Origin of the sequence: Rhizobium sp. AN80A (assembly GCF_030053015.1) — a bacterium.
Taxonomy (GTDB): Bacteria; Pseudomonadota; Alphaproteobacteria; order Rhizobiales; family Rhizobiaceae; genus Rhizobium; species Rhizobium metallidurans.
On the sequence record NZ_JASJPX010000003.1, the window covers coordinates 3,589,757 to 3,616,228 of the forward strand.

The 26,472-nt window shown below is 62.7% G+C and carries 23 protein-coding genes, 1 tRNA gene and 1 pseudogene; 21 read left to right on the top strand and 4 right to left on the bottom strand.

The window, feature by feature from the left end:
- Window positions 1-59 precede the first annotated feature (59 nt).
- The 12 genes from P3R82_RS29285 to P3R82_RS29340 all read left to right on the top strand — a co-directional run bounded on the left by P3R82_RS29285 (window position 60) and on the right by P3R82_RS29340 (window position 13,395).
- Window positions 60-323: a type II toxin-antitoxin system prevent-host-death family antitoxin gene (locus P3R82_RS29285; RefSeq protein ID WP_283196295.1), complete on the top strand. Its 264-nt coding sequence runs from the start codon at window positions 60-62 to the stop codon at window positions 321-323.
- Window positions 320-769 (top strand): type II toxin-antitoxin system VapC family toxin, encoded by a 450-nt coding sequence (locus tag P3R82_RS29290; protein ID WP_283196296.1) that lies wholly within the window; start codon window positions 320-322, stop codon window positions 767-769. The genes P3R82_RS29285 and P3R82_RS29290 overlap by 4 nt, the downstream gene beginning before the upstream one ends.
- A gap of 358 nt (window positions 770-1,127) precedes the next feature.
- Window positions 1,128-1,847: a protein TolQ gene (gene tolQ / locus P3R82_RS29295; RefSeq protein WP_183900484.1), complete on the top strand. Its 720-nt coding sequence runs from the start codon at window positions 1,128-1,130 to the stop codon at window positions 1,845-1,847.
- A 23-nt stretch (window positions 1,848-1,870) separates the two neighbouring features.
- Window positions 1,871-2,329 carry a protein TolR gene (gene tolR / locus P3R82_RS29300; protein WP_026283221.1) on the top strand — a complete coding sequence of 153 codons (459 nt, stop codon included), beginning with the start codon at window positions 1,871-1,873 and terminating at the stop codon, window positions 2,327-2,329.
- 7 nt (window positions 2,330-2,336) lie between these two features.
- Window positions 2,337-3,470: a hypothetical protein gene (locus P3R82_RS29305; RefSeq protein WP_283196297.1), complete on the top strand. Its 1,134-nt coding sequence runs from the start codon at window positions 2,337-2,339 to the stop codon at window positions 3,468-3,470.
- 22 nt (window positions 3,471-3,492) lie between these two features.
- The gene (gene tolB, locus P3R82_RS29310; protein WP_283196298.1) at window positions 3,493-4,800 is read left to right on the top strand and encodes a Tol-Pal system beta propeller repeat protein TolB; all 1,308 of its coding nucleotides are present in this window, start codon (window positions 3,493-3,495) and stop codon (window positions 4,798-4,800) included.
- Between the two features lie 155 nt (window positions 4,801-4,955).
- Window positions 4,956-5,486, top strand: coding sequence for a peptidoglycan-associated lipoprotein Pal (pal, locus tag P3R82_RS29315; protein WP_283196299.1), 531 nt, complete (start codon window positions 4,956-4,958; stop codon window positions 5,484-5,486).
- 179 nt (window positions 5,487-5,665) lie between these two features.
- On the top strand, window positions 5,666-6,688 hold the full coding sequence (gene ybgF, locus P3R82_RS29320) for a tol-pal system protein YbgF (RefSeq protein WP_283196300.1): 1,023 nt from the start codon (window positions 5,666-5,668) through the stop codon (window positions 6,686-6,688).
- A 12-nt stretch (window positions 6,689-6,700) separates the two neighbouring features.
- Window positions 6,701-8,293: a tRNA lysidine(34) synthetase TilS gene (gene tilS, locus P3R82_RS29325; protein WP_283196301.1), complete on the top strand. Its 1,593-nt coding sequence runs from the start codon at window positions 6,701-6,703 to the stop codon at window positions 8,291-8,293.
- A gap of 98 nt (window positions 8,294-8,391) precedes the next feature.
- Window positions 8,392-10,320, top strand: a complete 1,929-nt coding sequence (ftsH, locus tag P3R82_RS29330; protein WP_113200111.1) for an ATP-dependent zinc metalloprotease FtsH — start codon at window positions 8,392-8,394, stop codon at window positions 10,318-10,320.
- A 239-nt stretch (window positions 10,321-10,559) separates the two neighbouring features.
- Window positions 10,560-11,912, top strand: a complete 1,353-nt coding sequence (gene glmM, locus P3R82_RS29335; protein WP_183900491.1) for a phosphoglucosamine mutase — start codon at window positions 10,560-10,562, stop codon at window positions 11,910-11,912.
- A gap of 631 nt (window positions 11,913-12,543) precedes the next feature.
- The gene (locus P3R82_RS29340; protein ID WP_283196302.1) at window positions 12,544-13,395 is read left to right on the top strand and encodes an outer membrane protein; all 852 of its coding nucleotides are present in this window, start codon (window positions 12,544-12,546) and stop codon (window positions 13,393-13,395) included.
- A gap of 75 nt (window positions 13,396-13,470) precedes the next feature.
- Here the strand turns inward: P3R82_RS29340 and P3R82_RS29345 are convergent, their stop codons facing one another.
- Window positions 13,471-14,052, bottom strand: a complete 582-nt coding sequence (locus P3R82_RS29345) for a DoxX family protein (protein ID WP_283196303.1) — start codon at window positions 14,050-14,052, stop codon at window positions 13,471-13,473.
- A gap of 250 nt (window positions 14,053-14,302) precedes the next feature.
- Here P3R82_RS29345 and P3R82_RS29350 point away from each other — a divergent pair, with 250 nt between their 5' ends.
- From P3R82_RS29350 to P3R82_RS29360, 3 genes are all read left to right on the top strand, one after another.
- The gene (locus P3R82_RS29350; protein ID WP_283196304.1) at window positions 14,303-15,484 is read left to right on the top strand and encodes a phosphoserine transaminase; all 1,182 of its coding nucleotides are present in this window, start codon (window positions 14,303-14,305) and stop codon (window positions 15,482-15,484) included.
- 87 nt (window positions 15,485-15,571) lie between these two features.
- Window positions 15,572-17,167: a phosphoglycerate dehydrogenase gene (gene serA, locus P3R82_RS29355; protein ID WP_283196305.1), complete on the top strand. Its 1,596-nt coding sequence runs from the start codon at window positions 15,572-15,574 to the stop codon at window positions 17,165-17,167.
- A 168-nt stretch (window positions 17,168-17,335) separates the two neighbouring features.
- On the top strand, window positions 17,336-17,488 hold the full coding sequence (locus P3R82_RS29360) for an entericidin (protein ID WP_183900497.1): 153 nt from the start codon (window positions 17,336-17,338) through the stop codon (window positions 17,486-17,488).
- 98 nt (window positions 17,489-17,586) lie between these two features.
- On the opposite strand, the gene P3R82_RS29365 is transcribed toward P3R82_RS29360, so the two are convergent.
- Window positions 17,587-17,916 (bottom strand): hypothetical protein, encoded by a 330-nt coding sequence (locus P3R82_RS29365; protein ID WP_183900498.1) that lies wholly within the window; start codon window positions 17,914-17,916, stop codon window positions 17,587-17,589.
- A 278-nt stretch (window positions 17,917-18,194) separates the two neighbouring features.
- Here P3R82_RS29365 and P3R82_RS29370 point away from each other — a divergent pair, with 278 nt between their 5' ends.
- The 5 genes and pseudogenes from P3R82_RS29370 (at window position 18,195) to P3R82_RS29390 (ending at window position 23,242) form a co-directional block, all read left to right on the top strand.
- Window positions 18,195-18,617, top strand: coding sequence for a helix-turn-helix domain-containing protein (locus tag P3R82_RS29370; RefSeq protein WP_183900499.1), 423 nt, complete (start codon window positions 18,195-18,197; stop codon window positions 18,615-18,617).
- Window positions 18,618-18,805: 188 nt separating this feature from the next.
- Window positions 18,806-20,891, top strand: a pseudogene (locus P3R82_RS29375) (EAL domain-containing protein).
- A 408-nt stretch (window positions 20,892-21,299) separates the two neighbouring features.
- Window positions 21,300-22,499: a tRNA 2-thiouridine(34) synthase MnmA gene (gene mnmA, locus P3R82_RS29380; protein WP_283196306.1), complete on the top strand. Its 1,200-nt coding sequence runs from the start codon at window positions 21,300-21,302 to the stop codon at window positions 22,497-22,499.
- Between the two features lie 111 nt (window positions 22,500-22,610).
- Window positions 22,611-22,687, top strand: a tRNA-Met gene (locus P3R82_RS29385).
- Window positions 22,688-23,053: 366 nt separating this feature from the next.
- Window positions 23,054-23,242, top strand: coding sequence for a hypothetical protein (locus tag P3R82_RS29390; protein ID WP_283196307.1), 189 nt, complete (start codon window positions 23,054-23,056; stop codon window positions 23,240-23,242).
- 102 nt (window positions 23,243-23,344) lie between these two features.
- On the opposite strand, the gene P3R82_RS29395 is transcribed toward P3R82_RS29390, so the two are convergent.
- On the bottom strand, window positions 23,345-23,932 hold the full coding sequence (locus P3R82_RS29395) for a transglutaminase-like cysteine peptidase (RefSeq protein WP_283196308.1): 588 nt from the start codon (window positions 23,930-23,932) through the stop codon (window positions 23,345-23,347).
- 185 nt (window positions 23,933-24,117) lie between these two features.
- Here P3R82_RS29395 and P3R82_RS29400 point away from each other — a divergent pair, with 185 nt between their 5' ends.
- Window positions 24,118-25,677, top strand: a complete 1,560-nt coding sequence (locus P3R82_RS29400; protein ID WP_283196309.1) for a hypothetical protein — start codon at window positions 24,118-24,120, stop codon at window positions 25,675-25,677.
- Window positions 25,678-25,843: 166 nt separating this feature from the next.
- On the opposite strand, the gene P3R82_RS29405 is transcribed toward P3R82_RS29400, so the two are convergent.
- Window positions 25,844-26,416: a transglutaminase-like cysteine peptidase gene (locus P3R82_RS29405; protein ID WP_283196310.1), complete on the bottom strand. Its 573-nt coding sequence runs from the start codon at window positions 26,414-26,416 to the stop codon at window positions 25,844-25,846.
- Window positions 26,417-26,472 lie beyond the last annotated feature (56 nt).

Sequence of the window (26,472 nt, forward strand, 5' to 3'; positions counted from 1 at the left end):
TCATTGAAATTTCTCGAGCGGACTGCTATGTAGTTACTTGTGGTCACACTGAGGTCTCGATGACGACAGTTACGCTTCGCGATGCAAAGGCAACCTTCTCCAGTCTCGTCGATGAAGCGATGAGCGGCGAGTTCGTGACGATTACTCGGCACGGAAAGCCGGTCGCCGCTATCGTTTCGCTTGAAGCGGCGGAGGAGGCGAAGAAGGCGCTTGCCAGGACGAAGCTCAATCTTGGCGAATATCTGATGTCATTTCCCGGCGGTCTCGACGATGACCTCGATCTGCGTCGGAACACGTCCGGCATGCGTGATATCGAGCTGTGACTGGTTACCTGCTCGATACAAACGTCATCTCGCTGTTCGCGCCCGGTCGGCCGGCAATCTCACCCGGCCTTCGAGACTGGATATTTGAACGGGGTGCCGAAGGAGCGCTCTATCTCTCGGCCATAACCATCGCCGAAATCCAGCGCGGTATCAAAAAGCTGGAACGCAAAGGCGCTGATGCGAGGGCCGCCAAGCTCGCGGAATGGCTTTCCGGGTTGACGGGTCAGTTCGGCGATCACGTTCTGGCTGTCGACGCGGATATCGCGATGGCGGCCGGTACGATCGAGGAGCAGGCAGAGGCAGTTGGGCAAAGGCCGGGCTTGGCTGACGTGCTGATCGCGGCAACGGCTTCGGTGCGCAATCTGACGGTTGTCACGTCGAATGTCCGTCATTTCGCGCCGTTGGGCGTGATCTTGCTCAGCCCTGACGACATGGCAGTTTTCTGAAAACGCTGCTTGCAAAAACATGACTTTCATGTGAAGGAATTGCCGCGCGCAAGATTTGTGCGGTTTTGGTCATCGATTAGAGATCTGGCCAAGTATTCCAAGGGATCATCCTCTCGCCAATAGTCAGCCTTTTATGATCCGGCGCTAACGAACTATTAACGATAATAGTGTCTTACTCGGATTGTCAGAGTTTGTGCGGTGCACGCCTTCCTTTGACCAAATTTGACGGCAAGGAAGGCGGATAAGAGCTTGGAAGCTTGACCAAGGCTTTAGGCGGCGGCAGCCAGACATATCTTGCGAGATCATTTTGTGCCGCCCGGTCAAGTGCCGGGCGTTTGGATTCGGGGATTTTGGATCAATGGAACAAGTAGGATTGGCAGCAGCAACGACGGACGTCAGCCTCTGGTCGCTGTTCATGCAGGCAGGTCTCGTCGTCAAGCTGGTCATGCTCGGGCTGGTCGCGGCGTCCGTGTGGACCTGGGCGATCGTCATCGACAAGTATCTGGCCTTCGCCCGCGCACGCCGGCAGTTCGACAAGTTCGAGCAGGTTTTCTGGTCGGGCCAGTCGCTCGAAGAACTCTACCGCTCGCTGTCGGAACGCAACAATACCGGCCTCGCCTCGATCTTCGTCGCCGCCATGCGCGAGTGGAAGAAGTCGTTCGAGCGCGGCGCGCGCTCGCCGATCGGCCTGCAGATGCGTATCGACCGCGCCATGGACGTGACGCTGGCGCGTGAAGCCGAAGGGCTGACGGCGCGTCTCGGCTCGCTGGCGACGATCGGTTCGGCCGGCCCGTTCATCGGTCTGTTCGGCACCGTCGTCGGCATCATGACATCGTTCCAGGCCATCGCCGGTTCGAAGTCGACCAACCTCGCCGTCGTCGCGCCGGGTATCGCCGAGGCGCTACTCGCAACCGCGATCGGTCTCGTGGCCGCTATCCCGGCGGTTATCGCCTACAACAAATTCTCCGCCGACGCGGGCAAGCTCTCGGCGCGCATGGAAGGTTTCGCGGATGAATTCTCCGCCATCCTTTCGCGCCAAATCGACGAGAAGCTGCAGCCACGCCAGGCCGCGCAGTAAACGACGGACACGGGGAGAACGACATGGGTATGGGTGCTCCAAGCGGTGGCGGAGGCGGTGGCAACCGCCGGCGTCGTCGCGGTGGCCACAGAGGTGGCGCCATTTCCGAAATCAACGTGACGCCGCTCGTCGACGTCATGCTCGTGCTTCTGATCATCTTCATGGTCGCCGCGCCGATGATGACCGTCGGCGTGCCGATCGACCTGCCGGAAACGCAGGCCAAGGCGCTGAATTCCGAAACGCAGCCGATCACGATCTCCGTCAAGAACGACGGCACCGCGTTCCTGCAGGAAACGCCGATCCCGGTCGAGGAAATCGCCGCCAAGCTCGAGGCGATCGCCACCACCGGCTACAACGAGCGCATTTTCGTTCGTGGCGATTCGGCCGCGCCTTACGGCGTGATCGCCGATGTCATGGCGCGTATCCAGGGTGCCGGCTTCAAGAACATCGGTCTGGTCACCCAAGAGAAGAAGGGCCCGTAGTAGACCTATGAAGGCCAGTCTCGTCTCATCTGCTGTCCTGCATTCCGCCGTGGTCGCCTGGCTGCTGGTTTCGATCGGCTCGCCATCCGACTTCAAGGTCGAGGATTTCGAGGCCATGCCCGTCAACCTCGTGCCTGTCGAGGACCTGACGCAGCTGCAGCAGGGCGACAAGACGGCCAAGCCGAGCGACAAGCCGGCGCCGAAGCCGACCTCCAAGCCGACCAATGTGGCCAATGCCGAGAACATGGGCGAGAACAAGGTCGACCTGAAGACGCCGCCGATTCCGAACGCCAAGCCGAGCAACAACGAGTCGGCAGCGGCTCCCAAGGCATCCGAAAAGCCGCTTCCCCAGAATGATCCCGTGCCCAACGAGGTGAAGGAGATCATGAAGGAGGATACGGCGGTCGAGCCGAGCCAGGTCGCGTCGATCACGCCGCCGAAGCCGGAGATCGCGCCGACACCGACGCCGCCCAAGGCCGAGGAAAAGCCGCAGGACATGCCCGAGCCGCCGAAGCCGGATGCGGAAGCATTGCCGGACAAGGTGCCGACGCCGGTGATCAAGCCGCAGCCGAAGCCGCCGGAACAGAAGCCGGCCGAAAAGCCGCCGGAGAAGAAGACGGAAGACAAGGCGCAGACCCAAGAGAAGCCGTCCGACAAGAAGAAGTCCGACAAGAAGCAGGAAAAGGCCAAGGCCTCGTCCTCGCAGCAGAGCGACTTCAACGCCGACGATATCTCGGCCCTTCTCAACAAGCAGGATCCGTCGAACGGCGGCGCCAAGAGCTCGACCGAAGAGGCATCGCTCGGCGCCAAGAAGGCGACCGGCGGGTCCAAGCTGTCGATGAGCGAAATGGATGCGCTGCGCAGCGCGATCGCCGGCAACTGGTCGGTCATTCCCGGCATGGAAGGCGCCGGCGACGTTCGCATCAGGGTGCGCATGAAGCTCGATCCCGACGGCAACATCGTCGGTTCGCCCGAGGTCGAGGCCATCGGCGGCACGAACGAGGCGACCCGCATGGCGCTTGCCAGCGGCGCCAAGCGCGCCGTCATGAAGTCCTCGCCGTTTTCCAATCTGCCAAAAGACAAATACGACGCCTGGGGCGAAGTCATCGTCAATTTCGACCCCAGCGATCTAGCCCTTTAAAATGCTGAAAGGCTTGTGCTCAATGACCAAGTGTTCCCTTTTCCGCGCCCTGATGGTCGCCGTCGGCATGATGAGCGCCGCGGTTATCGCCACGCCGGCGCACGCGCTTGTCGAAATCAACATCAACAAGGGCAATGTCGAGCCCCTGCCGATCGCGATTACCGACTTCCAGGGCGACATGGGCGCCCAGGTTTCGCAGGTTATCGCCGCGGATCTGCAGCGCTCGGGCCTGTTCAAGCCGATCGACAAGAACGCCTTCATCGAGAAGATCTCCAATCCCGACGGCGCGCCGCGCTTCGAGGACTGGAAGGTCATCAACGCGCAGGCGCTGGTCACCGGCCGCGTCACGAAGGAGGCCGACGGCCGCCTTCGCGCCGAGTTCCGCCTCTGGGACACGTTCGGCGGCACCCAGATGACCGGACAGCAGTTCTACACGCAGCCGGAAAACTGGCGCCGCGTGGCCCACATCATCGCCGACGCGATCTACAAGCAGATCACCGGTGAAGAAGGCTATTTCGATACCCGCGTCGTCTTCGTCTCCGAATCCGGCAGCAAGCAGCAGCGCAAGCGCCAGCTGGCGATCATGGACCAGGACGGCTTCAACGTCCGCATGCTGACCAATGGCAGCGACCTGGTTCTGACCCCGCGCTTCTCGCCGAACCGGCAGGAAGTCACCTACATGTCGTTCGCCAACCAGCAGCCGCGCGTCTATCTGCTGCAGCTGGAGACCGGACAGCGCGAAGTGGTGGGCAACTTCCCCGGCATGACGTTCTCGCCGCGCTTCTCGCCCGACGGCCAGAAGGTGGTGATGAGCCTGCAGCAGGAGGGCAATGCGAACATCTACACGATGGACCTGCGTTCGCGCACCACGACCCGCCTGACCTCGACGGCGGCGATCGATACCTCGCCATCCTATTCGCCCGACGGTGGCCAGATCGTGTTCGAAAGCGATCGCGGCGGTCGCCAGCAGCTCTACAAGATGAATTCCGACGGCTCCGGCCAGACGCGTATCTCGTTCGGCGACGGCTCCTATTCCACGCCGGTCTGGTCTCCGCGCGGCGATCTCATCGCCTTCACCAAGCAGTCGGGTGGCAAGTTCTCGATCGGCGTGATGAAGCCGGATGGTTCGGGTGAGCGCATCCTGACCACGGGCTTCCACAATGAGGGCCCGACCTGGGCGCCGAACGGACGCGTCATCATGTTCTTCCGCCAGGCGGCGGGCGCAGGTGGCCCACAGCTCTATTCGATCGATCTGACCGGCTACAACGAGCAGATGATCAAGACCCCCGCATACGCTTCGGACCCGGCCTGGTCGCCGCTTCTGGAGTAGGAAGTTTGGATGCCTGCCTTCTTGTCGCCTCAAAAATCTACGAATTGGGCGGCAGAGGGCCGAATCAACCACTCGTTAACCATAGTTGTTGAAAGCCGATTAACCGAGAACGGTTACAGTCCGGCAACCCTAATCAAGTCGCAAGGAGACCGGCCATGAGCCGAATTCATACCCCGGCAGTGAGCCGCATGCAGAACTTCGCCCGCAACCCGGTCATGATCGCGCTCGTCGCCGGTCTGGCACTGGCTGGTTGCGCCAACAAAAAGAACATGGCCAACAGCGCCGGTGACCTCGGCCTCGGCGCAGGCGCCGCGACGCCGGGCTCGACCCAGGACTTCACCGTCAATGTCGGCGACCGCATCTTCTTCGACACCGACTCGACCTCGATCCGCGCCGACGCCGCCCAGACGCTCGACCGTCAGGCTCAGTGGCTCGGCCGTTATCCGAAGTACGCCGTCACGGTCGAAGGCCATGCCGACGAACGCGGCACGCGCGAATACAACCTTGCTCTCGGCGCTCGTCGTGCCGCCGCCGCCAAGGACTATCTCGCTTCGCGCGGCGTTCCGGCTCAGCGCATGAAGACGATCTCCTACGGCAAGGAACGCCCGGTCGCCGTCTGCGACGACATTTCCTGCTGGTCGCAGAACCGTCGCGCCGTTACCGTTCTCGGCGGCGCCGGCATGTAATTGCCGATCCGGCGGCAAAAGCCGGGTTTCATTACAAATCGGAAAGGCGGCTCCATCGCGGGCCGCCTTTTCTTTTTGACCACACTTTGGCCGAACTCCGTTGCTTTTTGAAAGCAATTGGAAAAATCTCCTGTTCGTGCCATCGAGGCGCGAAGAATCACTGGGACAGGACGAACCAAATGAAGAAATTTGTCGTGGCGGGCATGCTCTGCCTCGCAACGGTGGCCGGGGTTGGCCCGTCGGCGAACGCGTCGTCGCTATTCGGCTTGCATTTAGGAAGCAAGGCAGCAAGCCAGGCGCCCGCGCAGGCGCCTGTTATCAACGTTCAGGCCGGCGGCCCGGAAGTGCGCATCCAGCAGCTCGAAGACCAGCTTCGCCAGCTCAACGGTCGTATCGAGGAAATGAGCTTCCAGCTGCTGCAGATGCAGGAGACGATCCGCAAGGCGCAGGAAGACAATGAATTCCGCTTCCAGGAGCTCGAAAAGGGCGGCGCCAGCAGCGCCGGCGGCGGAGCCAAGCCGATGAAGAAAAGCGAAGCCGATATCCCGGCTTCCAACCAGACGGCGCAGGGCCAGGGAATGGGCCAGGGTGGTGGCGACGATGTCGCCCGCACCATCCAGGCCTCGAGGGCACCCGAAACGGCGCCCTCGACCGACGTTCCCGAGAATACCGGCCTCGGCCAGCCGCCGCAGCAGCTCGGTTCCATGCAGTTCGACCAGAACGGCAACCCGATCGGCGGTTCGGTCAATCCGGGCGCCGAGGTCGGCTCCAGCCCGTTGCCGCCGGTCGGCGGCGCCGGCTCGCAGACGGCCTCGCTCGGCAGCGGATCGGATCAGTACAAGGCCGCCTATGGCCTTGTGCTTGCCGGCGACTACGCGACCGCCGAGAAGGAATTCAACGCCTATATCCGCCAGTATCCGAACAGCTCGCGTTCGGCGGACGCCAATTTCTGGCTCGGCGAGGCGCTCTATTCGCAGGGCAAGTTCAACGAATCGGCCAAGACCTTCCTGAACGCGCACCAGAAGTACGGGACCTCCGAGAAGGCGCCGGAAATGCTGCTCAAGCTCGGCATGTCGCTGGCCGCTCTCGACAATACCGAAACCGCCTGCGCGACGCTCCGGGAAGTGCCGAAGCGTTACCCGAAGGCATCGCGCGCCGTCATATCCAAGGTCGCCAGCGAACAGAAGCGTCTTTCCTGCTAAGGTTTTCCGGTCTTGCGCCCGGACGGTATCCTACCTCTCGAGACGGCGACACGCCGCTTTCTCTCCTCGCTTGACCAGCCCTCGCGCATTCTCGTCGCGATCTCGGGCGGCAGCGATTCCACCGGCCTGCTGATCGCGCTCTTCGATGCGCTGAAGGCCGAACCAGCTTCCGCAATTTCTCTTTGTGCCGCGACTGTCGATCACGCGTTGCGCCCGCAATCGGCCGATGAAGCGCGCGATGTCGCCGCTCTTTGCCGATCGCTCGATATTCCTCATGTCATCAAGGTCTGGCGCGGCGCCAAGCCGAAGGCCGGCATCATGGCCGCGGCACGCGACGCCCGCTACGCGCTGCTCGCCGAGGCGGCGACCGAGTTCGGCGCCGACATCATCGTGACCGGCCATACGCTGGACGATCAGCGCGAGACATTTGCCATGCGCGGCCAGCGCTCGGCCCTCAACATGACCGGAATCGCCGACGCGATGCTGTTTGACCGCCGCGTCTGGATCGCGCGGCCACTGCTTTCGTCGCTGCGGGCGGATATTCGCGCGATGCTGGAGCTGCGTGGTATCGGCTGGAGCGATGACCCAAGCAACGAGGACACGAGGTACGAGCGGGTGCGGACGCGCCAGGCATTGGCGGGCGAGGGGATCTCGGTCGCCGAGATCGAGGCGATGACGGCTTCGCGGATGGCGCTCGACGAGGCTGCTGCCGGGTGGGTCGATGCGCATGTCGATGTGCATGCGGGGATGCTGGCGCGGGTCGGCGTTGCCGGGCTCTCCGGCGACCGCGCGGTGCTCGGGCATGGACTTGCGCGGCTGGCGGCCGTGATTGGCGGGCAGGCGTTTGCGCTAGGGGCGGAGCAGATCGGCGCGGTGCTCGACTTTCTTGCCGCAGGCCGGCTCGGCCGGATGACGGCGGGGCGGGTGGTGTTCGATCTCAGGCGCGATGGATTGTATCTGGCGCGGGAGACGCGGGGGCTGTTGCCGCTGACGGTTGGGGCCGGAGAGCGTGGCGTTTGGGATGGGCGGTTCGTGGTGGCGAACAGGTCTGACATTGAGGTGACGGTGGCGGCTGCTGGCGATGCTTTGGCCGCCAAAGCTTCTGCAGAGACTGAAGCGGCCGCGAGTGCTGATGCTGCAGTAGGGCACCAAGCGCCTAACTCACGCTCCCTCATTCCTGTGCTTGTCACAGGAATCCAGCGTGCCCAAGTCCTTGGGCACAAAAGAGTCTCTCACGGCGCGGACGCGCCGTTGCTGGATTCCTGTGACAAGCACAGGAATGAGGGTGGAGAGGAGGCCGTCGCCGAAACAGTCAGAGAGGAGCGAGGCACCGAGAGAGCCGGAGCGCGACCTGCCGCCATGCCCGCACCCGAAAACCTCCCCAAAAGCACGCTCGCCAGAGCCGCTGCGGCGCAACCGCGCATCCTGGCGGCCGATCCGTCGGCCGATCTCGCCGGCAAGATCGAGGTCGTGCCCTATTTCGCGCTCTTTGACCGTTTTTTGACACGATTGGACGTCAAGTTCGCCGCCAGCCTCGCGGCAGCCTTTGGAACACGCCCCTATCCAAAACCGCCTTTAGGTCTTATTGACGGAAAAACCATCTAACTGATGGGTTTGCCTTGGCAACCGCCTGACGCAATCCTATGTTAGAAGCCAAATAAAGCGGTCGCCATGAGGCGGTCGTTCCAGTGCTGGGGAGTTCGATGAACCCTAACTTACGTAATTTCGCCTTGTGGGCAATCATAGCGCTTTTGCTGATTGCCCTCTTCAGTATGTTCCAGACGTCGCCGGCGCAGACCAGCTCCCGCGATATCCCTTATTCGCAGTTCCTGCGTGAAGTGGATGCGGGCCGCGTCAAGGAAGTCGTCGTCACGGGTAACCGCGTCTCCGGCAGCTATGTTGAAAATGGCACCACCTTCCAGACCTATACGCCTGTCGTCGACGACAATCTGCTCGATCGCCTGCAGACGAAGAATGTCCTCGTTTCGGCTCGTCCGGAAACCGACGGCTCGTCCGGTTTCCTGAGCTATCTCGGCACCCTGCTGCCGATGCTTCTCATCCTCGGCGTCTGGCTGTTCTTCATGCGGCAGATGCAGGGTGGTTCGCGCGGCGCGATGGGCTTCGGCAAGTCGAAGGCAAAGCTTCTCACCGAAGCGCATGGCCGCGTGACGTTCGATGACGTCGCCGGCGTCGACGAAGCCAAGCAGGACCTCGAGGAAATCGTGGAGTTCCTGCGCGATCCGCAGAAGTTCCAGCGTCTCGGCGGCAAGATCCCGCGCGGCGTGCTCTTGGTCGGCCCTCCCGGTACCGGTAAGACGCTGCTCGCGCGCTCCGTCGCAGGCGAAGCCAATGTGCCGTTCTTCACGATCTCCGGTTCCGACTTCGTCGAAATGTTCGTCGGTGTCGGCGCAAGCCGCGTTCGCGACATGTTCGAGCAGGCCAAGAAGAACGCGCCCTGCATCATCTTCATCGACGAAATCGACGCCGTCGGCCGTCATCGTGGCGCCGGTCTCGGCGGCGGTAACGACGAACGCGAACAGACGCTGAACCAGCTGCTGGTCGAGATGGACGGCTTCGAAGCGAATGAGGGCATCATCCTGATCGCGGCGACCAACCGCCCCGACGTTCTCGATCCGGCACTGCTGCGTCCGGGCCGTTTCGACCGCCAGGTCGTCGTTCCGAACCCCGATATCGTCGGCCGCGAGCGCATCCTCAAGGTTCACGCCCGCAACGTGCCGCTGGCGCCGAACGTCGATCTCAAGGTTCTGGCTCGCGGTACGCCCGGCTTCTCCGGTGCCGATCTGATGAACCTCGTCAACGAAGCCGCCCTGATGGCCGCGCGCCGCAACAAGCGCGTCGTCACCATGCAGGAATTCGAAGACGCCAAGGACAAGATCATGATGGGCGCCGAGCGCCGCTCGTCCGCCATGACCGAAGCCGAAAAGAAGCTGACCGCCTACCACGAAGCCGGCCACGCCATCACGGCGCTCAAGGTTCCGGTGGCCGATCCGCTGCACAAGGCGACGATCATTCCGCGCGGCCGTGCACTCGGCATGGTCATGCAGCTTCCCGAGGGCGACCGCTACTCGATGAGCTACAAGTGGATGGTGTCGCGCCTCGTCATCATGATGGGTGGCCGCGTCGCCGAAGAACTGACGTTCGGCAAGGAGAACATCACATCGGGCGCATCGTCCGACATCGAGCAGGCCACCAAGCTTGCCCGTGCGATGGTCACCCAGTGGGGCTTTTCCGACAAGCTCGGCCAGGTTTCCTACGGTGAGAACCAGCAGGAAGTCTTCCTCGGCCACTCGGTTTCGCAGTCGAAGAACGTATCGGAAGCGACGGCCATGACCATCGATTCGGAAGTTCGCAAGCTGATCGACGAAGCCTACACCGAAGCGCGCCGTATCCTGACCGACGACCACGATGCGTTCGTGGCGATCGCCGAAGGCCTGCTCGAATACGAGACGCTGACCGGCGAGGAGATCAAGGCGTTGATTCGCGGTGAAAAGCCGTCGCGTGATCTCGGTGACGACACGCCTCCGAGCCGCGGCTCGGCCGTGCCGAAGACCGGCACGCGTCCGGCCAAGGGCGACGAGGCCGAAGGCGGCATGGAGCCGCAACCACACTGATTTTCTTTGGAAATCATGAGAAGGCCGGACACCCGAGGTGGTGTCCGGCCTTTTTCGTTGGTAACGGGATATAATCGATTTTCTCGGTAATTGACGTGATGGCTGCCGCGATTTGTGGCATTCCGCTGACATAAGGTGGCCTCAATGAAGGCCTCACTGGCGAGGGAACACGCGCAGGCGTGCAAATTGCGATTAAGACGATGCGCCGCGTGACGCGCGCTCAAGGCACAGGGGTGCACATGAAAAGACGCTATTTCGGCACTGATGGTATTCGCGGTCAGTCCAACGTGTTTCCGATGACGCCGGATCTCGCCATGCGGGTCGGTATCGCGGCTGGCACGATCTTCCGGCGCGGCAACCATCGACACCGGGTCGTCATCGGCAAGGATACGCGGCTTTCCGGCTACATGCTTGAAAACGCCATGGTCGCGGGCTTCACCGCAGCCGGCATCGACGCCTTCGTTCTGGGCCCGATCCCGACCCCCGCCGTCGCCATGCTGACGCGCTCGCTGCGCGCCGATATCGGCGTGATGATCTCCGCCTCGCACAATCCCTACGAGGATAACGGCATCAAGCTCTTCGGCCCGGATGGCTACAAGCTGTCGGATGATCTGGAAATGCAGATCGAGGACCTGCTCGAAAAGGACATGACCTCGCAGCTGGCCAAGTCCGACGATATCGGCCGCGCCAAGCGCGTCGATGGCGTGCATGACCGCTATATCGAGCATGCCAAGCGCACGCTGCCGCGCGACGTCACGCTGCAGGGGCTGAGGATCGCCATCGATTGCGCCAACGGCGCCGCCTACAAGGTGGCACCGGCCGTGCTCTGGGAGCTGGGCGCCGAAGTCGTCGTCATCGGCAACGAGCCGAACGGCACCAACATCAATCTCAACTGCGGCTCCACCAGCCCGGTGGCCTTGCAGAAGAAGGTCGACGAAGTGCGCGCCGATATCGGCATCGCGCTCGATGGCGACGCGGATCGCGTCATCATCGTCGATGAGAACGGCGCGATCGTCGATGGCGACCAGCTGATGGCCGTGATCGCCGAGAGCTACGCCGACAACCAGCAGCTGCGCGGCAACGGCATCGTCGCCACCGTGATGTCCAATCTCGGGCTCGAGCGCTTCCTGCAGGGCAAGGGCCTCGGCCTGGTGCGCACGGCCGTCGGCGACCGCTATGTGGTCGAGCACATGCGCAACAACAATTACAATGTCGGTGGCGAGCAGTCCGGCCATATCGTGCTGTCGGATTACGGCACGACGGGCGATGGTCTGGTGGCGGCGCTGCAGATCCTTGCCGCCGTCAAGCGTACCGGCAAGACGGTCAGCGAGATCTGCCGCCGCTTCGAGCCCGTGCCGCAGCTCCTGCGCAACGTGCGCTATTCCGGCGGCAAGCCGCTGGAAGACCTGCATGTACAGCAGGCGATCGCCGAAGCCGAAGCCGAGCTCGCCAAGAGCGGGCGCCTGGTCATCCGCCCGTCCGGCACAGAGCCTCTGATCCGCGTCATGGCGGAGGGCGACGATCGCAGCCAGATCGAGCGCATCGTCAACGACCTGATCGGAACGATCTCGAGCGTGCGCACGGCCGCCTGACACGCGTCAGGCACCGTCAACAAGCATTCCAATGCCCAGCCTTTAGCTGGGCATTTTCATTTTCATCGCGATTTCGTCAGATCACGTCCCGACGCATGAGCTCGAGAAGCGCTGGTGTCGTGATGGCACCGTCTTCGAAGAAGTCGAGCAGCCTGGATGCGGCTGCGCAGCCTGAAGGCTGTCGGCCCCGAATTTCTGCTCCCTGCACCAAAGCGACAGGGCCTCGAACACGGGCGACAGATCATCTTCGAACGAAATAGCTCTATTGAGCTTCGACATGGGCGCACCTCCATAAGGGGGCGGAAGCGCTTAGTAACTCCCAAGCGGTCATTGCCTTAAAGTCCTGACCGACGATGCACCCTACGCCCTTGCGGCCGGAACCGCTATTAACTTTGTTAACCCGGGCGATTTTATCGGCGCTTCGGCGGCCATCGCCGCGTTCGGCACGGATGGCCGTTGCATGAATAAAATGCGAACTATATCAGCGGTTTGATAGTGCCTTTGAGTAAAAGGCGATGTTTCACAATTACAGTTAAGCAGCGCTTAACGTTTCCACTTCATTATCCTTACCGAAACGTATTCAACTGGCGGAGTTCGATCCTGCCAGGCGTCGAACCTTGGAGTGGGATCCATGAAGAGAAGTTTGTCCGGCGTCTTCGCCGCATTGCTCATTGCCTCGAATTCTTACGCCGCGGACCTCGCGCCCGCCGAACCGATCGCCCCGCCGGAAGTCACCGTGACCGAAGCGACGGGCTGGTATCTGCGCGGCGACGTCGGCTACGGCTTCAACGATCTGCGTGGCGCGAAATATTTCCAGGGCAGCAATGCCAGCGAAGTCGATTTCGACAGTGCCGATATCGATGACGCCTGGACCATCGGCGGCGGTGTCGGTTACCAGATCAACAGCTACCTGCGCACCGACCTGACGCTCGACTACCTCGGCAAGTCCGACTTCAAGGGGTCGACTATCGGCGGCGGCGCCGGTGTCGGCGGCGGCGCATGCTCCTTCTCGTGCTCCTCCACGGACATTTCCTCGATGACCGCGTGGTCGCTGATGGCCAATGCCTATGTCGATCTCGGCACCTATGGCTACGTCACGCCTTACGTCGGCGCCGGCATCGGCGGCACCTACGTCAAGTGGAAGGACCTGAACAACACGTCTTGCGACACCAGCGGCAGCGGCATCGGTTGCGATCCCACCGTCACCCATGGCGGCAAGGGCAGCTGGCGCTTCAGCTACGGCCTGATGGCCGGTGCGTCGATCGACGTGACCTGCAACGTCAAGGCCGACGTCGGCTACCGCTACCTGCGCGTCAATGGCGGCGACATGTTCGGCTACAACCTGAACGGCGGCCCGGGCCGCGACAAGGGTTTCAACATTCACGAAGCACGCGTCGGCGCCCGCTACATGTTCGGCGGTTGCCAGACGGCGTCCTACGAGCCGCCTCCGGAAATTCCGCTGCAGCAGCCGGTCTACAAATAACAGACAGCATCAAAAGAAAGCCGCCCGACAATCGCCGGGCGGCTTTTTTCGTTTCGGGCGATCGTTCAAGCCGGATCAGAATTCCTTCTTGAGCAAGGTACGGTCCACCGAGAAGGCGCCGCCGCCGAAGGCCGCGAACAGGCCGGCGCCGCCGGTCCAGAAGAGCGAGGCCAGTTCGGCCTTGGTCTGGACGGCGCTGAGGAAGGCGCCGCCGCCGTCGCTGAGGCGCTTCATGGCCGCGGGCGTGAAGTATTCGGTGGCGCCGCTCTTCAACGCCTCGACCCCGGCCGGTGTCAGGAATTCCGAACCGTAGGGATTGGCGAAGTGAAACCAGAGCGTGATGGCCAGCATCACGGTGTTGGCCAGCGCCAGCGGACGGGTGAACAGGCCGATCGCGATCAGAAAGCCGCCGAAGAACTGCAGGCCGGCCAGGAGCGGCGACCACAGCCATCCGGGATAGAAGCCGATATTCTCGACGAATCCCACCTGGGCGAAGGGATGGCTGATCTTCTGCCAACCCTCGATGACAAGCATGCCGCCGACGGCGATGCGCAACGCCGCCCATGCGAAGGGCTCGGCGACGCGATCGTAGAAGCCGCACATGAATGGAATGATCAAATTGTTCTTGGTGCTGTAAAAAGTGGTCGGGGCATTCATGGCAATCACTCTTTCTGATGTCCTGTGTTTGCTTACGGATCAGTGATGCTTCAATTCTGCCGTGGTCGGTTTGATCTGCGTCAAGCGCGCGATTGTCATTCGTCACGTTTCCGTGATCGCCAATCGGCGTCCCAATACCCGTTGTCCGGTACCGACGATTTTCCGCTTGACTGCGACAGGGAGCAGGAATACATCCGACGGCGGGACACCTCTCCCCAACGAGAGGCTAATTACCTGGAAGGGTATACATATGGCCACTGCCACCGCGAAGCCGGACGTCCGTCCGAACAACACCCATTTTTCTTCTGGCCCTTGCTCGAAGCGCCCCGGTTGGTCGCTCGAAGCCCTTTCCGACGCGCCGCTTGGCCGTTCGCACCGCGCGAAGATCGGAAAGACGAAGCTCAAGCAGGCCATTGATCTCACTCGTGAAATTCTGGAAGTGCCTGCGGATTACCGCATCGGCATCGTGCCCGCTTCCGATACCGGCGCCGTCGAAATGGCGCTCTGGTCGCTGCTCGGCGAGCGCGGCGTCGACATGGTCGCCTGGGAAAGCTTTGGCGCCGGTTGGGTCACCGACGTCGTCAAGCAGCTGAAGCTGAAGGACGTGCGCAAGATCGAAGCCGGTTACGGCGATCTGCCCGACCTCTCGACCATCGATTTCGACCGCGACGTCGTCTTCACGTGGAACGGCACCACTTCGGGCGTTCGCGTCCCGAATGGCGATTTCATCCCCGCCGACCGTAAGGGCCTGACGATCTGCGACGCGACGTCCGCCGCCTTCGCGCAGAACCTCGATTTCGCCAAACTCGATGTCGTCACCTTCTCCTGGCAGAAGGTTCTCGGCGGCGAGGGCGCTCATGGCGTCATCATCCTGTCGCCGCGCGCCGTCGAGCGTCTCACCACCTACGCACCGGCCTGGCCGCTGCCGAAGATCTTCCGCATGACCTCGGGCGGCAAGCTGATCGAAGGCATCTTCACCGGCGAAACCATCAACACGCCGTCGATGCTTTGCGTCGAGGATTATATCGATGCGCTGCTATGGTCGAAGGATGTCGGCGGCCTGAAGGGCCTGATGGCCCGCGCCGACGCCAATGCCAAGGTCATCGCCGACTTCGTCGCCGCCAATGACTGGATCGCCAACCTGGCGGTCAAGGCCGAGACGGCTTCCAACACCTCGGTCTGCCTGAAGATCATCGACAAGGACGTTCTGGCGCTCGACGCCGACGGCCAGGCGAACTTCGCCAAGGGCATCGTCAGCCTGCTCGACAAGGAAGGTGTCGCCTACGACATCGGCCATTACCGCGACGCGCCGTCGGGCCTACGCATCTGGGCCGGCGCCACGATCGAAACTTCTGACATGCAGAAGCTGATGCCGTGGCTCTCCTGGGCGTTTTCGACCCAGAAGGCGACGCTTTCCCAGGCTGCTGCCTGAGTTGATCGCATCCGGCTCCGCTCACGAAGCGGAGCCTCGCAATCCCGATTACATTCCATCGTTGAACCTTTTTGAAGGAAGCCCCCAATGGCACCTCGCGTTCTCGTATCCGACGAACTGTCGGAAACCGCCGTCCAGATCTTCCGTGATCGCGGCGTCGAAGTCGATTTCCAGCCGCAGCTCGGCAAGGACAAGGACAAGCTCGCCGAAATCATCGGCAATTACGACGGTCTCGCCATCCGTTCCGCCACCAAGGCGACGGAAAAGCTGATCGCGGCCGCGGCCAACCTCAAGGTCATCGGCCGCGCCGGCATCGGCGTCGACAACGTCGATATCCCGGCCGCCTCGCGCCGCGGTATCATCGTCATGAACACGCCGTTCGGCAACTCGATCACGACCGCCGAACACGCGATCGCTCTGATGTTCGCCGTTGCCCGCCAGCTGCCGCAGGCCGACGCCTCCACGCAGGCCGGCAAGTGGGAAAAGTCGAAGTTCATGGGTGTCGAAATCACCGGCAAGACGCTCGGCGTCATCGGCGCCGGCAATATCGGCGGCATCGTCTGCAAGAAGGCCATCGGTCTCGGCATGCATGTTCTGGCCTACGACCCCTTCCTCTCGGCCGAGCGCGCGCAAGAGATGGGCGTCACCAAGGTCGAGCTCGACGAGTTGCTCGCCAAGGCTGACTTCATCACGCTGCATGTGCCGATGACCGACAAGACGCGCGGCATTCTCGGCAAGGAAAATCTCGCCAAGACCAAGCCCGGCGTCCGCATCATCAACTGCGCCCGTGGTGGCCTGGTCGACGAAGCGGCACTTGCCGAAGCCATCAAGTCCGGCCATGTCGCCGGCGCAGGCTTCGACGTGTTCGAGGTCGAGCCCGCCAAGGAAAGCCCGCTGTTTGGCCTGCCCAACGTCGTCTGCACGCCGCACTTGGGCGCATCGACCACCGAAGCGCAGGAAAACGTTGCCCTTCAGGTCGCCGAGCAGATGTCGGACTATCTGGTCAAGGGTGCCGTTTCCAACGCCATCAACATGCCGTCGATCACCGCTGAAGAAGCGCCGATCCTGAAGCCGTTCATCAAGCTCGCCGACGTTCTCGGCGCCTTCGTCGGCCAGGTTTCGGACGATCCGATCAAGGAAATCGAGATCCTCTACGACGGCGCGACCGCGACGATGAACACCAAGGCGCTGACGTCTGCGCTGCTGGCTGGCCTCATTCGCAACCAGGTCGCCGACGTCAACATGGTTTCGGCACCGATCATGATCAAGGAAAAGGGCATCGTGCTCGCCGAGGTCAAGCGCGACAAGACCGGCGTCTACGACGGCTACATCAAGCTGACGGTCAAGACCGACAAGCAGACCCGCTCGGTGGCCGGCACGGTGTTCTCCGACGGCAAGCCACGCTTCATCCAGATCAAGGGCATCAACCTCGACGGCGACGTCGGCGCCAACATGGTCTACATCTCGAATACCGACGTTCCCGGCATGATCGGCTTCATCGGTACGACGCTGGGTGCCGCCGGCGTCAACATCGCCAACTTCCAGCTCGGCCGCGGCGAGCAGGGCGGCGACGCGATTGCGCTGCTCTATGTCGACGGCCCCGTCAGCGACGAGGTGCTTGGAAAATTGACCGCCAATCCGGCAATCCGACAGGCCAAGCCGCTCGTATTTGCAGTTGATTGAGCTTTCCTCCCAGGGAAGATGTGAAGAGACCCGGCGCAGGCGACTGTGCCGGGTTTTCTGTTTCGGGCTCTCGCGGCGGCGTTGATCGCGTAGGGGCGGGCGCTATCTGTCTGATTGCGTGCCGTTCCGGCCGACCACTTCACTATTCCGAACACTAGGGAGATTTTCATGACACGATTTGCCGTCGCCATCGCGCTCACCTCGATGCTTGCCCTGTCTTCCTGCGCCAATACCGCCAACGGGCTGGCCAAGGACGGGCGCCAGATGGGCAATGCCCTCGATGACAGCACGCACCGGGTGCTGAAAGCCGGCCAGAACTGACGCCTGGAGCAAGCATCGGCCTTGCCTGAAAGACGGCCTCGCACGAAAAAGCCCGCCTGAACCGGCGGGCTTTCCCTCGTCTGCGATTGATCCGGCTTTTACTGCGGGTTCGCGGGAGCCGGCGTTGCGGGCGCTGGTGTCGCGGGTGCTGGCGTTGCCGGGGCCGGGGTCGCGGGATCGGCTGCCGGTGGCGTCGCGGCCGGAGGCGTGGCCTGCGAGGCAGGCGGTGTTGCCGGGGCCGCGGGTTCGGTTACCGGTGCCGTCGCGCTTGGCGCGGATGCCGTGGGAGCGGATGCACCCCTTGGCCAATAGGTCGCCGCCAGGGCGACGATGACGACCAGAAGTGCGATTGCAACCCACATGGTCTTCGAAGAACTCTTCGCCGGCGGGGTGTTCGCGGCATTCGGACGATTGAAATCATTGGTCATGGTGCTTCTCCTCCTCAGCGACAAACGCGCGAGAAAGGGATAGGTTCCAGAATGTGACAATCGCTGCCTTCGGTTGCAGCTTCAGGCTGTCAACGCCCCGCACGGAAGGCGGGCCGGGCTTTGTCCTCGCGGTCACGGCGCACTGGCGCAGGGAAAGTCAAAACCAGCGGTAGAGCCGCAAGCCGACATCGACCAGATCGTTCATCGATCGCTTGCTTGTCATTGACAAGTATCCCTCCCATATTACTCTAGAGACTAGAGAGTTAAAGGAGCGCGTGATGAGAAGGATCACCATCGGCGAGGCATCGCGCCAGAGTGGCGTCAAGGTGCCGACGATCCGCTATTATGAAGGCATAGGGCTGCTGAACGTGCCGAGCCGCAGCGAGGGCAATCAGCGCTCCTATGAGCGTGCCGATATCCGGCGGCTGGCGTTTATCCGCCATGCGCGCGAACTCGGTTTCGAGGTCGATGCGATCCGCACGCTTCTGACGCTGCAGGACGATCCCAACCAGCCCTGCGCTTCGGCCGATGCGATTGCCAAGGCGCGGCTCGTCGATGTCGAGCAGCGCATCCGCAGCCTGACGGCGCTCAAGGTGGAACTGGAGGCGATGGTCGCCGGATGCGGCCACGGCCGTGTCGATGAGTGCCGGGTGATCGAGGTTCTGGCCGATCACGGGCAATGCGAGCATAGCCGCCATTGAGCTGGTCGATCTTTGGGCAGACCTTTCCAAGGTGTGAAGAAAAGCTGCGAAACGTCATGACAAGCGGTTGCCGATGCCCATGGCGAGGGCGGTTCGCCTAAAGTTTGTGCGAACTATGATTCTGATTTTATTTAGCTTTTTTCACTATTACTGGTGAAATCAGCCATCAAATTCATGTGACATCGCCGATGACAGGTATTCAGAGAGCATTCGCTTCGACCGATACGCCCAATGATGATTTCCAGTCTCTGTTCGCAACCCATCCGTCGCCGATGTGGGTCTACGACCCTGATACGTTGCGCTTCCTGATCGTCAACAACGCCGCCGTCGATCTCTATGGCTACTCGCGCGAGGTCTATGATGGCATGACCGTGCTCGACATCCGCCCGGCGCACGAGCGCCAGCGGATGATCGCCGCCGTGCATGCGCGCTCCGACATGGAGCGGGCCGAGCGCTGGACGCATCTGAAGGCCGACGGCACCATGCTCGAGGTGCTGACCTACGGGCGCGGCGTTCGGTTCAACGGCCGCGACGCGATCCTCGCCATCGTGCAGGATCGCACCGAGGTCAATGCCGCGCATCGCGAGATCAGCGACACGCGCTCGCTGCTCGACAGCATCGTCGACAATCTGCCGGTCGGCGTGTTCGTCAAGGACATGGAAGCCGATGGTCTTTATATCCTCTTCAACGAAGCCTGCGGCGACATCGTCGGCCGTCAGTCTCTCGACGTGGTCGGCCACAGCGATCGCATTTTCTTCGACAAGGACCAGACCGCGGCGTTTCGCGAGCAGGATGCCCGTGCCTTCGCGGCGCCGGCGGCGATCAGCTTCGAAGAGACGATGCAGCGCACCGACGGCCAGCAGCGGATCTTGAGGACCGTCAAGCGCGCCCTGCCGTCGCCCGATGGCAGCGCCCCCGCGCTACCTGCTCGGCATTTCGCAGGATGTGACCGAGGAGCGCTCCGTCGAGGCGCGGCTCGCCTACATGGCCATGCACGACGTCCTCACCGGCCTGCCGAACCGCGCCGCTTTCGCCGAGCATATCAAGCGCGCTTCCGCCTGCGCCACCGCCGACAAGCCGGTGGCGCTGCTCTATCTCGATGTCGATCACTTCAAGCATATCAACGACAGCAAGGGCCACGCGGCCGGCGACGCGCTGCTCTGCCAGGTGGCCGGGCGGCTGACCGATCTCGCCGACGAGGGCGATCTGGTGGCGCGTCTCGGCGGCGACGAGTTCGCGCTGGTGGTGGGCTTCAGGGAGCCCGGCTGCATCGAGCGTTTCGCCGAGCGCCTGCTCGCCTCACTGTCCTCTCCCTTCGATCTCGACGGCGTCAACGAGCATGTGACCTGCAGCATCGGCATCGCTCTGGCGCCCGATCACGCCGAGGACGACGACGTGCTGATGCGGCATGCCGATCTCGCGCTCTACGCCGCCAAGGAAAGCGGCCGCTCGACCTACCGCTTCTACGAGCCGTCGATGCGGCTCGAGGCGGAACGCCGGCACATGCTGACGGCGGAACTGCGCGAGGCGCTGCAGAAGAACCAGTTCGAGCTCTATTACCAGCCGATCGTGCAGCTGGAAAACGACCGGCTGGGCGGCTTCGAGGCGCTGATCCGCTGGAACCATCCCGAGCGCGGGCTGATCCCGCCGATGGAGTTCATTCCCGTCGCCGAGGAGACCGGGCTGATCGTGGCGATCGGCGAGTGGGTGCTGCGCGAAGCCTGCCGGACGGCGGCGGACTGGCCCCTGAACCTGAAGATTGCCGTCAATCTCTCGGTCAGCCAGTTCCGCCACACCGGTCTGCTTGCCAGCGTCGTTTCGGCGCTCGACGAGAGCGGCCTGCAGCCGGAGCGGCTGGAGATCGAGATCACGGAATCGGTTTTCCTCGCCGATGTCGGCCAGAGCCTGCCGCTCCTGAAGTCGCTGAAGGAGCTAGGCATCCGCATCGCCATCGACGATTTCGGCACCGGCTATTCCTCCTTCAGCTATCTGCGCGCCTTCGCCTTCGACAAGATCAAGCTCGACCGCAGCTTCATCGCCGGCATCGACACCGATCCCGGCAACCTGGCGATCGTCCGCGCCGTGGTCGGCATCGGCTCGGGCTTCAACGCGACGACGCTCGCCGAGGGGATCGAGACGGAGGCGCAGCTGCTGCGGTTGCGCCAGGAGGGGTTTCACGAGGTTCAGGGGTATCTGCTGGGCAAGCCGATGCCGCTTGCCGAGGCCAACAGGTTGATTGCGGGCGGGGGCGTTGTGGCTTCGACGGCGGCTTGAGGTGTGGGAGTTCGGTGTGCCTTTGGAGAGGGTGTGCCGTGGAATACCCCCATCTGTCCTGCCGGACATCTCCCCCACAAGGGGGGAGATTGGCTAGGGGCCGCCGCTCACTTCACCTTCATTGTTTGGCGGAGACCTCACCACGAGTCGATCTCCCCACCTGTGGGGGAGATGCCCGGCAGGGCAGAGGGGGGTATCTCACGGCACAACAGTCATGAGACCAAGCGCCACACGCCAAAACGCCCACCACCACCCCAGAATCGCCGCCCCTTGCACGCGCCTCCAATCCTTTCTATATCCACGGCCAGACAAGAACTGGCGGTCGATCCCGTCGGTCGCGATGCAAATCCGCCAAGATTCTGTAGGATAGGGCGGATCGAGACACCCATTTGAATTGGCAGCACCCCCGTGAACACACTGGATTTTGACAAGAGGCCGGAAGATACGCGCGTTGTCGTCGCCATGTCTGGCGGCGTCGACAGCTCGGTCGTGGCCGGAATTTTGAAGCGGCAAGGCTACGACGTGCTCGGCATCACGCTGCAGCTCTACGATCATGGCGCGGCCGTGCATCGCGCCGGCTCGTGCTGCGCCGGCCAGGATATCGACGATGCGCGCCGGGTCTGCGAAACGCTGGGCATTCCGCATTACGTGCTGGATTACGAAAAGCGTTTCCGCGACACCGTCATCAATCCGTTCATGGAAAGCTATGTCGCCGGCGAGACGCCGATCCCCTGCGTGTCGTGCAACCAGACGGTCAAGTTCGCCGATCTGCTCGAGACCGCGCGCGAGCTCGGCGCCGATGCGCTGGCGACCGGTCATTATATCCGCTCCGGCGCCAACCCGGCGCCCGGCAATCCCGGCCGCCGTGCGCTCTACCGCCCGGCTGACGCCGATCGCGACCAGAGCTATTTCCTGTTCGCCACGACGCAGGAGCAGATCGACTATCTGCGCTTTCCGCTCGGCGGACTGCCGAAGGCGGAGACCCGCAAGCTCGCCGAGGAGATGGGCCTTGTCGTCGCCAAGAAGGCCGACAGCCAGGACATCTGTTTCGTGCCGCAGGGCAAGTACACCGACATCATCAACAAGCTGAAGCCGAACGCGGCGCTGGCGGGCGAGATCGTGCATCTCGACGGCCGGGTGCTCGGCCAGCATGAGGGCATCCTGCATTATACGATCGGCCAGCGGCGCGGCATTGGCGTTGCCACCGGCGAGCCGCTCTACGTCGTCTATCTCGACGCCCGCTCGCGGCGCGTCATCGTCGGCCCCAAGGAAGCGCTGGAGACGCACCGCGTCTATCTGCGCGACGTGAACTGGCTGGGCGACGAGGAACTCGCGCAGGCGGCATCGGGCGAGGGCTTTGCCTGCTTCGCCAAGGTGCGCTCCACCCGCATGCCGACGCCGGCCGTGCTGCATGCCGATCACACCGGGATCTATGTCGATCTCGCGGTGGGCGAGGCGGGTGTCGCGCCGGGGCAGGCCTGCGCGCTCTACTCGGCGCCGGGCGACAATGCGCGGGTCTATGGCGGTGGTTTCATCGAGCGCTCGGAGCGCGAGCCGGCGGCGGAAGCGTCGCTGAAGGCGCTCTTGGCGGGCGCCGTGGCGGCGTGACAAAAGCCCGGTGATTTTCTCGATCATGTGCTTGACATGACAGTGAGGCGCGCCTTATAAGCCGCTCATTCCACGGGCCGGGCGCATTGCAAACGGCATCGTCGGTGGTGTGGCTGGGTAGCTCAGTTGGTGAGAGCGCAGGATTCATAACCCTGAGGTCGGCGGTTCAATTCCGCCCCCCGCTACCATTCTTCCAGTGATAACACCGCTTCAAGACAATAATATTTGTCTCAGGAAAAAGTCGCTGCGACCAAAAACACGCCAGCCCAGAAAAGGGCGGACATTTCCGCGGCGACCAGAAAGCCAACAACGCTATCGTTCATGTTTCCCTCCTTCGGCAACCTCCATTGCCTAAAGGGAACGATAGGTCGGATCGTATTGTTCCGCCACCAAAAAAACATGTCCTCGCCTCTTCGTGTCTCTAAGCCGGCTATTGCGTGGCGGCGATGCAACTTTTTCTGCGTGGCGGCGATGCAACTTTTTCGCCGTCCGCGCGTATTAGCTCCGGGCGAGCATGCTTGCCCGGGATTTTACGGTTCGTTGCAGGATTGATGATGCGGTCCGTGCTTTACCTGCTTGGAATTGCCGCGATAGCGGGCGGCGCCGCGCTGGCGGCGCATGCGAGCGGCTTTATCGGCGACGGCAGCCTGAGGTCGTCGGCGACAGACTGGTGGATGTTCGGCGGGTTGCTGATCAGCCTCGCAGGGGCCGCGATCATCTTCTGCGCCCGTGGCGCGGATTAAGCGTTTGGAACCGCACAGCCGGACGGGCCGCCGTGCCTGGCTTGCCCGCCCAGGCACGGATTGCTACCTCAGGTTTCCTAAACTCGCCCGCCGACGAACCGCCTAGCCCTTGGTGAACTGCGCGGCGCGAGGCCCCGCCAGCGTCACCTGCCATGCAGCCTTGCGATTGAAGTTCTGGCTGGCGAGGAAGGTGTAGCCGGTGCGCTGCCACGGCTTGACGCTGTAGGCGAGATTGTCGAGCACGTAATCGCCGGACTTCAGTCGGGCGATCAGGACGAGATGGTTGCCGCCGTTGCGATCAAGGGCCACCGAAAGTGCCAGCTTGCTGGTCGGAAAGCCGATATCGAGCAGCGTCTTCATCTTCAGGAGCGCATAGTCCTCGCAGTCCCCCCTGTTGTTGATCGGCAGCGTCCAGTTCTCGGATTTGCCGCTCGTCGCCCGGTCCTCGGCCGGCTTCACCTTCGCGTTGACGTAGCGATTGACCGCCTGAATCGCGCGAAGCGCCTCCTTGTCATCAACATCGACACCACCCGCGCCGTTGCAAACCCATCCGTATTTGGCACAGGCTTGTCCAAATCCAACAGGAGGAGCTATAGAACGGCTGGCGGGAATTTCGGATCCTGCAAAACTCTGACTAGAAACTAAAGGAATACCGATAACAAAACTTAGAATGGCCGCAATTCTCCGCATATAAAGCTCCTTGTGTTATTCAGAGGTTCCGCGATTATCTACTATTAGATGATGCTTTTATACTAAATAATGCAATTGCAGCCGAAATGAGTACGCTCTTCATTTTTATTTGTCCTTCCTAATTTACTGCTCACTCATATAAAAATTCCCTGGTTAACGCCACGTTAACGATGGGAGTGAGCGAAATGAACAGAACACTATTGAAGCTCTCTGTCAGCTTAGGATTTCTGCTGGCAGGAACGAGCCTAGGGAGCGCCCAGGCGCTCAATCTCAATTGCAGAAACGTGCAGCCGGGATCGATCGAGGAGCGACTGTGCTTTCCGGTTCAGTCGATTTTCGAAGTGAATCCCTTCCTCGATTCCAACCATGATCGAAATGGACGGAACGGAGACAACGGTTCTTCCAACAACCGCAATGGCGGCAGCGATACGGCGAGCGCCGCCCCAGGCGCCGGGATAGTCGATCCCGGCGGGAATGGTAACGGCCAGGGCAATGGAAACGGCCAGGGCAACGGCAATGGCAACGGTAATGGCCACAACCATGGCAACGGCAATGGTAATGGCAACGGTAATGGTAATGGCCACAACCATGGCAATGGCAATGGTAACGGCAATGGCAATGGCAATGGTAATGGCAACGGCCACAACCATGGCAATGGTAACGGCAACGGCAATGGCAACGGCTACGGCAATGCCGGAAGCGGTGGCAATGGCGGCGCCGGTGGCAATGGCGGCGATAACCATGGCGGTGACGGCGGTAACGGCGGAGCTGCCGGTAACGGCGGCAACGGCGGCAACAACCGCGGCGGCAATGGCGGCAACGGCGGCAACGGCGGCGGCGGCGGCAATGGCGGCTTCTGGTGGGGCGGTGACGGCGGTAACGGCGGAGCGGCCGGCAACGGTGGCAACGGCGGCAACAACCGTGGCGGCAACGGCGGCAAGGGCGGCAACGGCGGCGGCGGCGGCACTGGCGGCAGCTGGTGGGGTGGCGACGGCGGTAACGGCGGAGCAGCCGGCAACGGCGGCAACGGCGGCAACAACCGTGGCGGCAACGGCGGCAAGGGCGGCAACGGCGGCAAAGGCGGCAATGGCGGAAGCTATGGCGGCGGTGACGGCGGCAATGGCGGCAAGGCCGGCAATGGCGGCAAGGGCGGCAGCAACAACGGTGGCAATGCCGGCGACGGCGGCAACGGTGGTGCTGGCGGCAATGGCGGCAGCACCTTCGGTGGCAGCGGCGGTAAGGGCGGCAATGCCGGCAATGGCGGCAATGGCGGCGACAACGGCGGTGGCAGCGGCGGTAAAGGCGGCAACGGTGGCGGCGGCGGCAGCGGCGGCTCCAATGGCGGCGGCAGCGGCGGCAGCGGCGGTAATGCCGGCAACGGCGGCAATGGCGGCGCCAACGGCGGCGGTAACGGCGGTTCCGGCGGCAACGGCGGCAGCGGCGGTAACGGCGGCAGCGGCAGCGGCGGCGGCGGCGGTGGCGGCGGCGGTTCCGGCGGTTCCGGCGGCAATGGCGGTGCCAACGGCGGCGGTAACGGCGGCGGCGGCGGCAACGGCGGCAATGGCTCCAACGGCGGCAGCAACGGCAGCGGCGGTGGCGGCGGCGGCAACGGCGGCGATGGCGGCAGTGGCGGCAGCGGCAACGGCGGTGGCAACGGCGGCTCCGGCGGCAACGGCGGCAATGCCAACGGCGGCTCCGGCGGCAACGGCGGTGCTGGCGGTGCCGGCGGCAAGAGCGGCAGCTAAGCACTGGTCGCGTCTGCCTCGCTCGGGAAATGGCGGCGGTTTACCGAAGCCGCGCCATTTCTCCGTCGCAAACATCAAGCCCGGGCGAGGTGCCCGGGCTTTTGCGGTGTGAACACGATGTCGTCGGGCGCGTAGCGGATGCCGGCGATTTCCGTGCGGAGTCCGTTCATGTGCCGGAGAACTGGGCCGCGCGCGGTCCGGCAAGCGTCACCTGCCATGCGCTCTTGTTGTTGAAGTTCTGGCTGGCGAGGAATGTATATCCGGTGCTGGACCAGGGCTTGACGCTGCCCGAGAGGTTGTCGAGCACGTAGTCGCCCGACTTCAGGCGGGCGAGGAGCACGACGTGGTTGCCGCCGTTGCGGTCGATGACCACGGATATGGCGAGTTTGTTGGCGGGGAAGCCTGCGTCGAGAAGGGTTTTCATCTTGAGCAAGGAGTAATCCTCGCAATCGCCCCTGTTGCCGATCGGGAGCGACCAGTATTCCGCCTTGCCCGTCGTGGCGTAGTCCGTCGCCGGCCTGACGCTCGAATTCGCATCGCGGTTGATCTTCTTCAGAAGCGGCATCGCCTTTTCGTCGCTGATGTCGCCGCTGCTGGTATTGCGGCACAGCCAGGCATAGCGGGTGCACGCGGAGGGGAAACCGATCGGCGCGCCGATCGCGCGGGAGGCGCGCAGCGCGGAGCCGGCCGTGCCGGTATTGGGGAAGGCCATCAGCATCGTCGCCAATACTGAAATCATGAATGATATCCGCATCATCATACCTTTCGGCTCGCCGAGCGGCGGCATCCTATCCT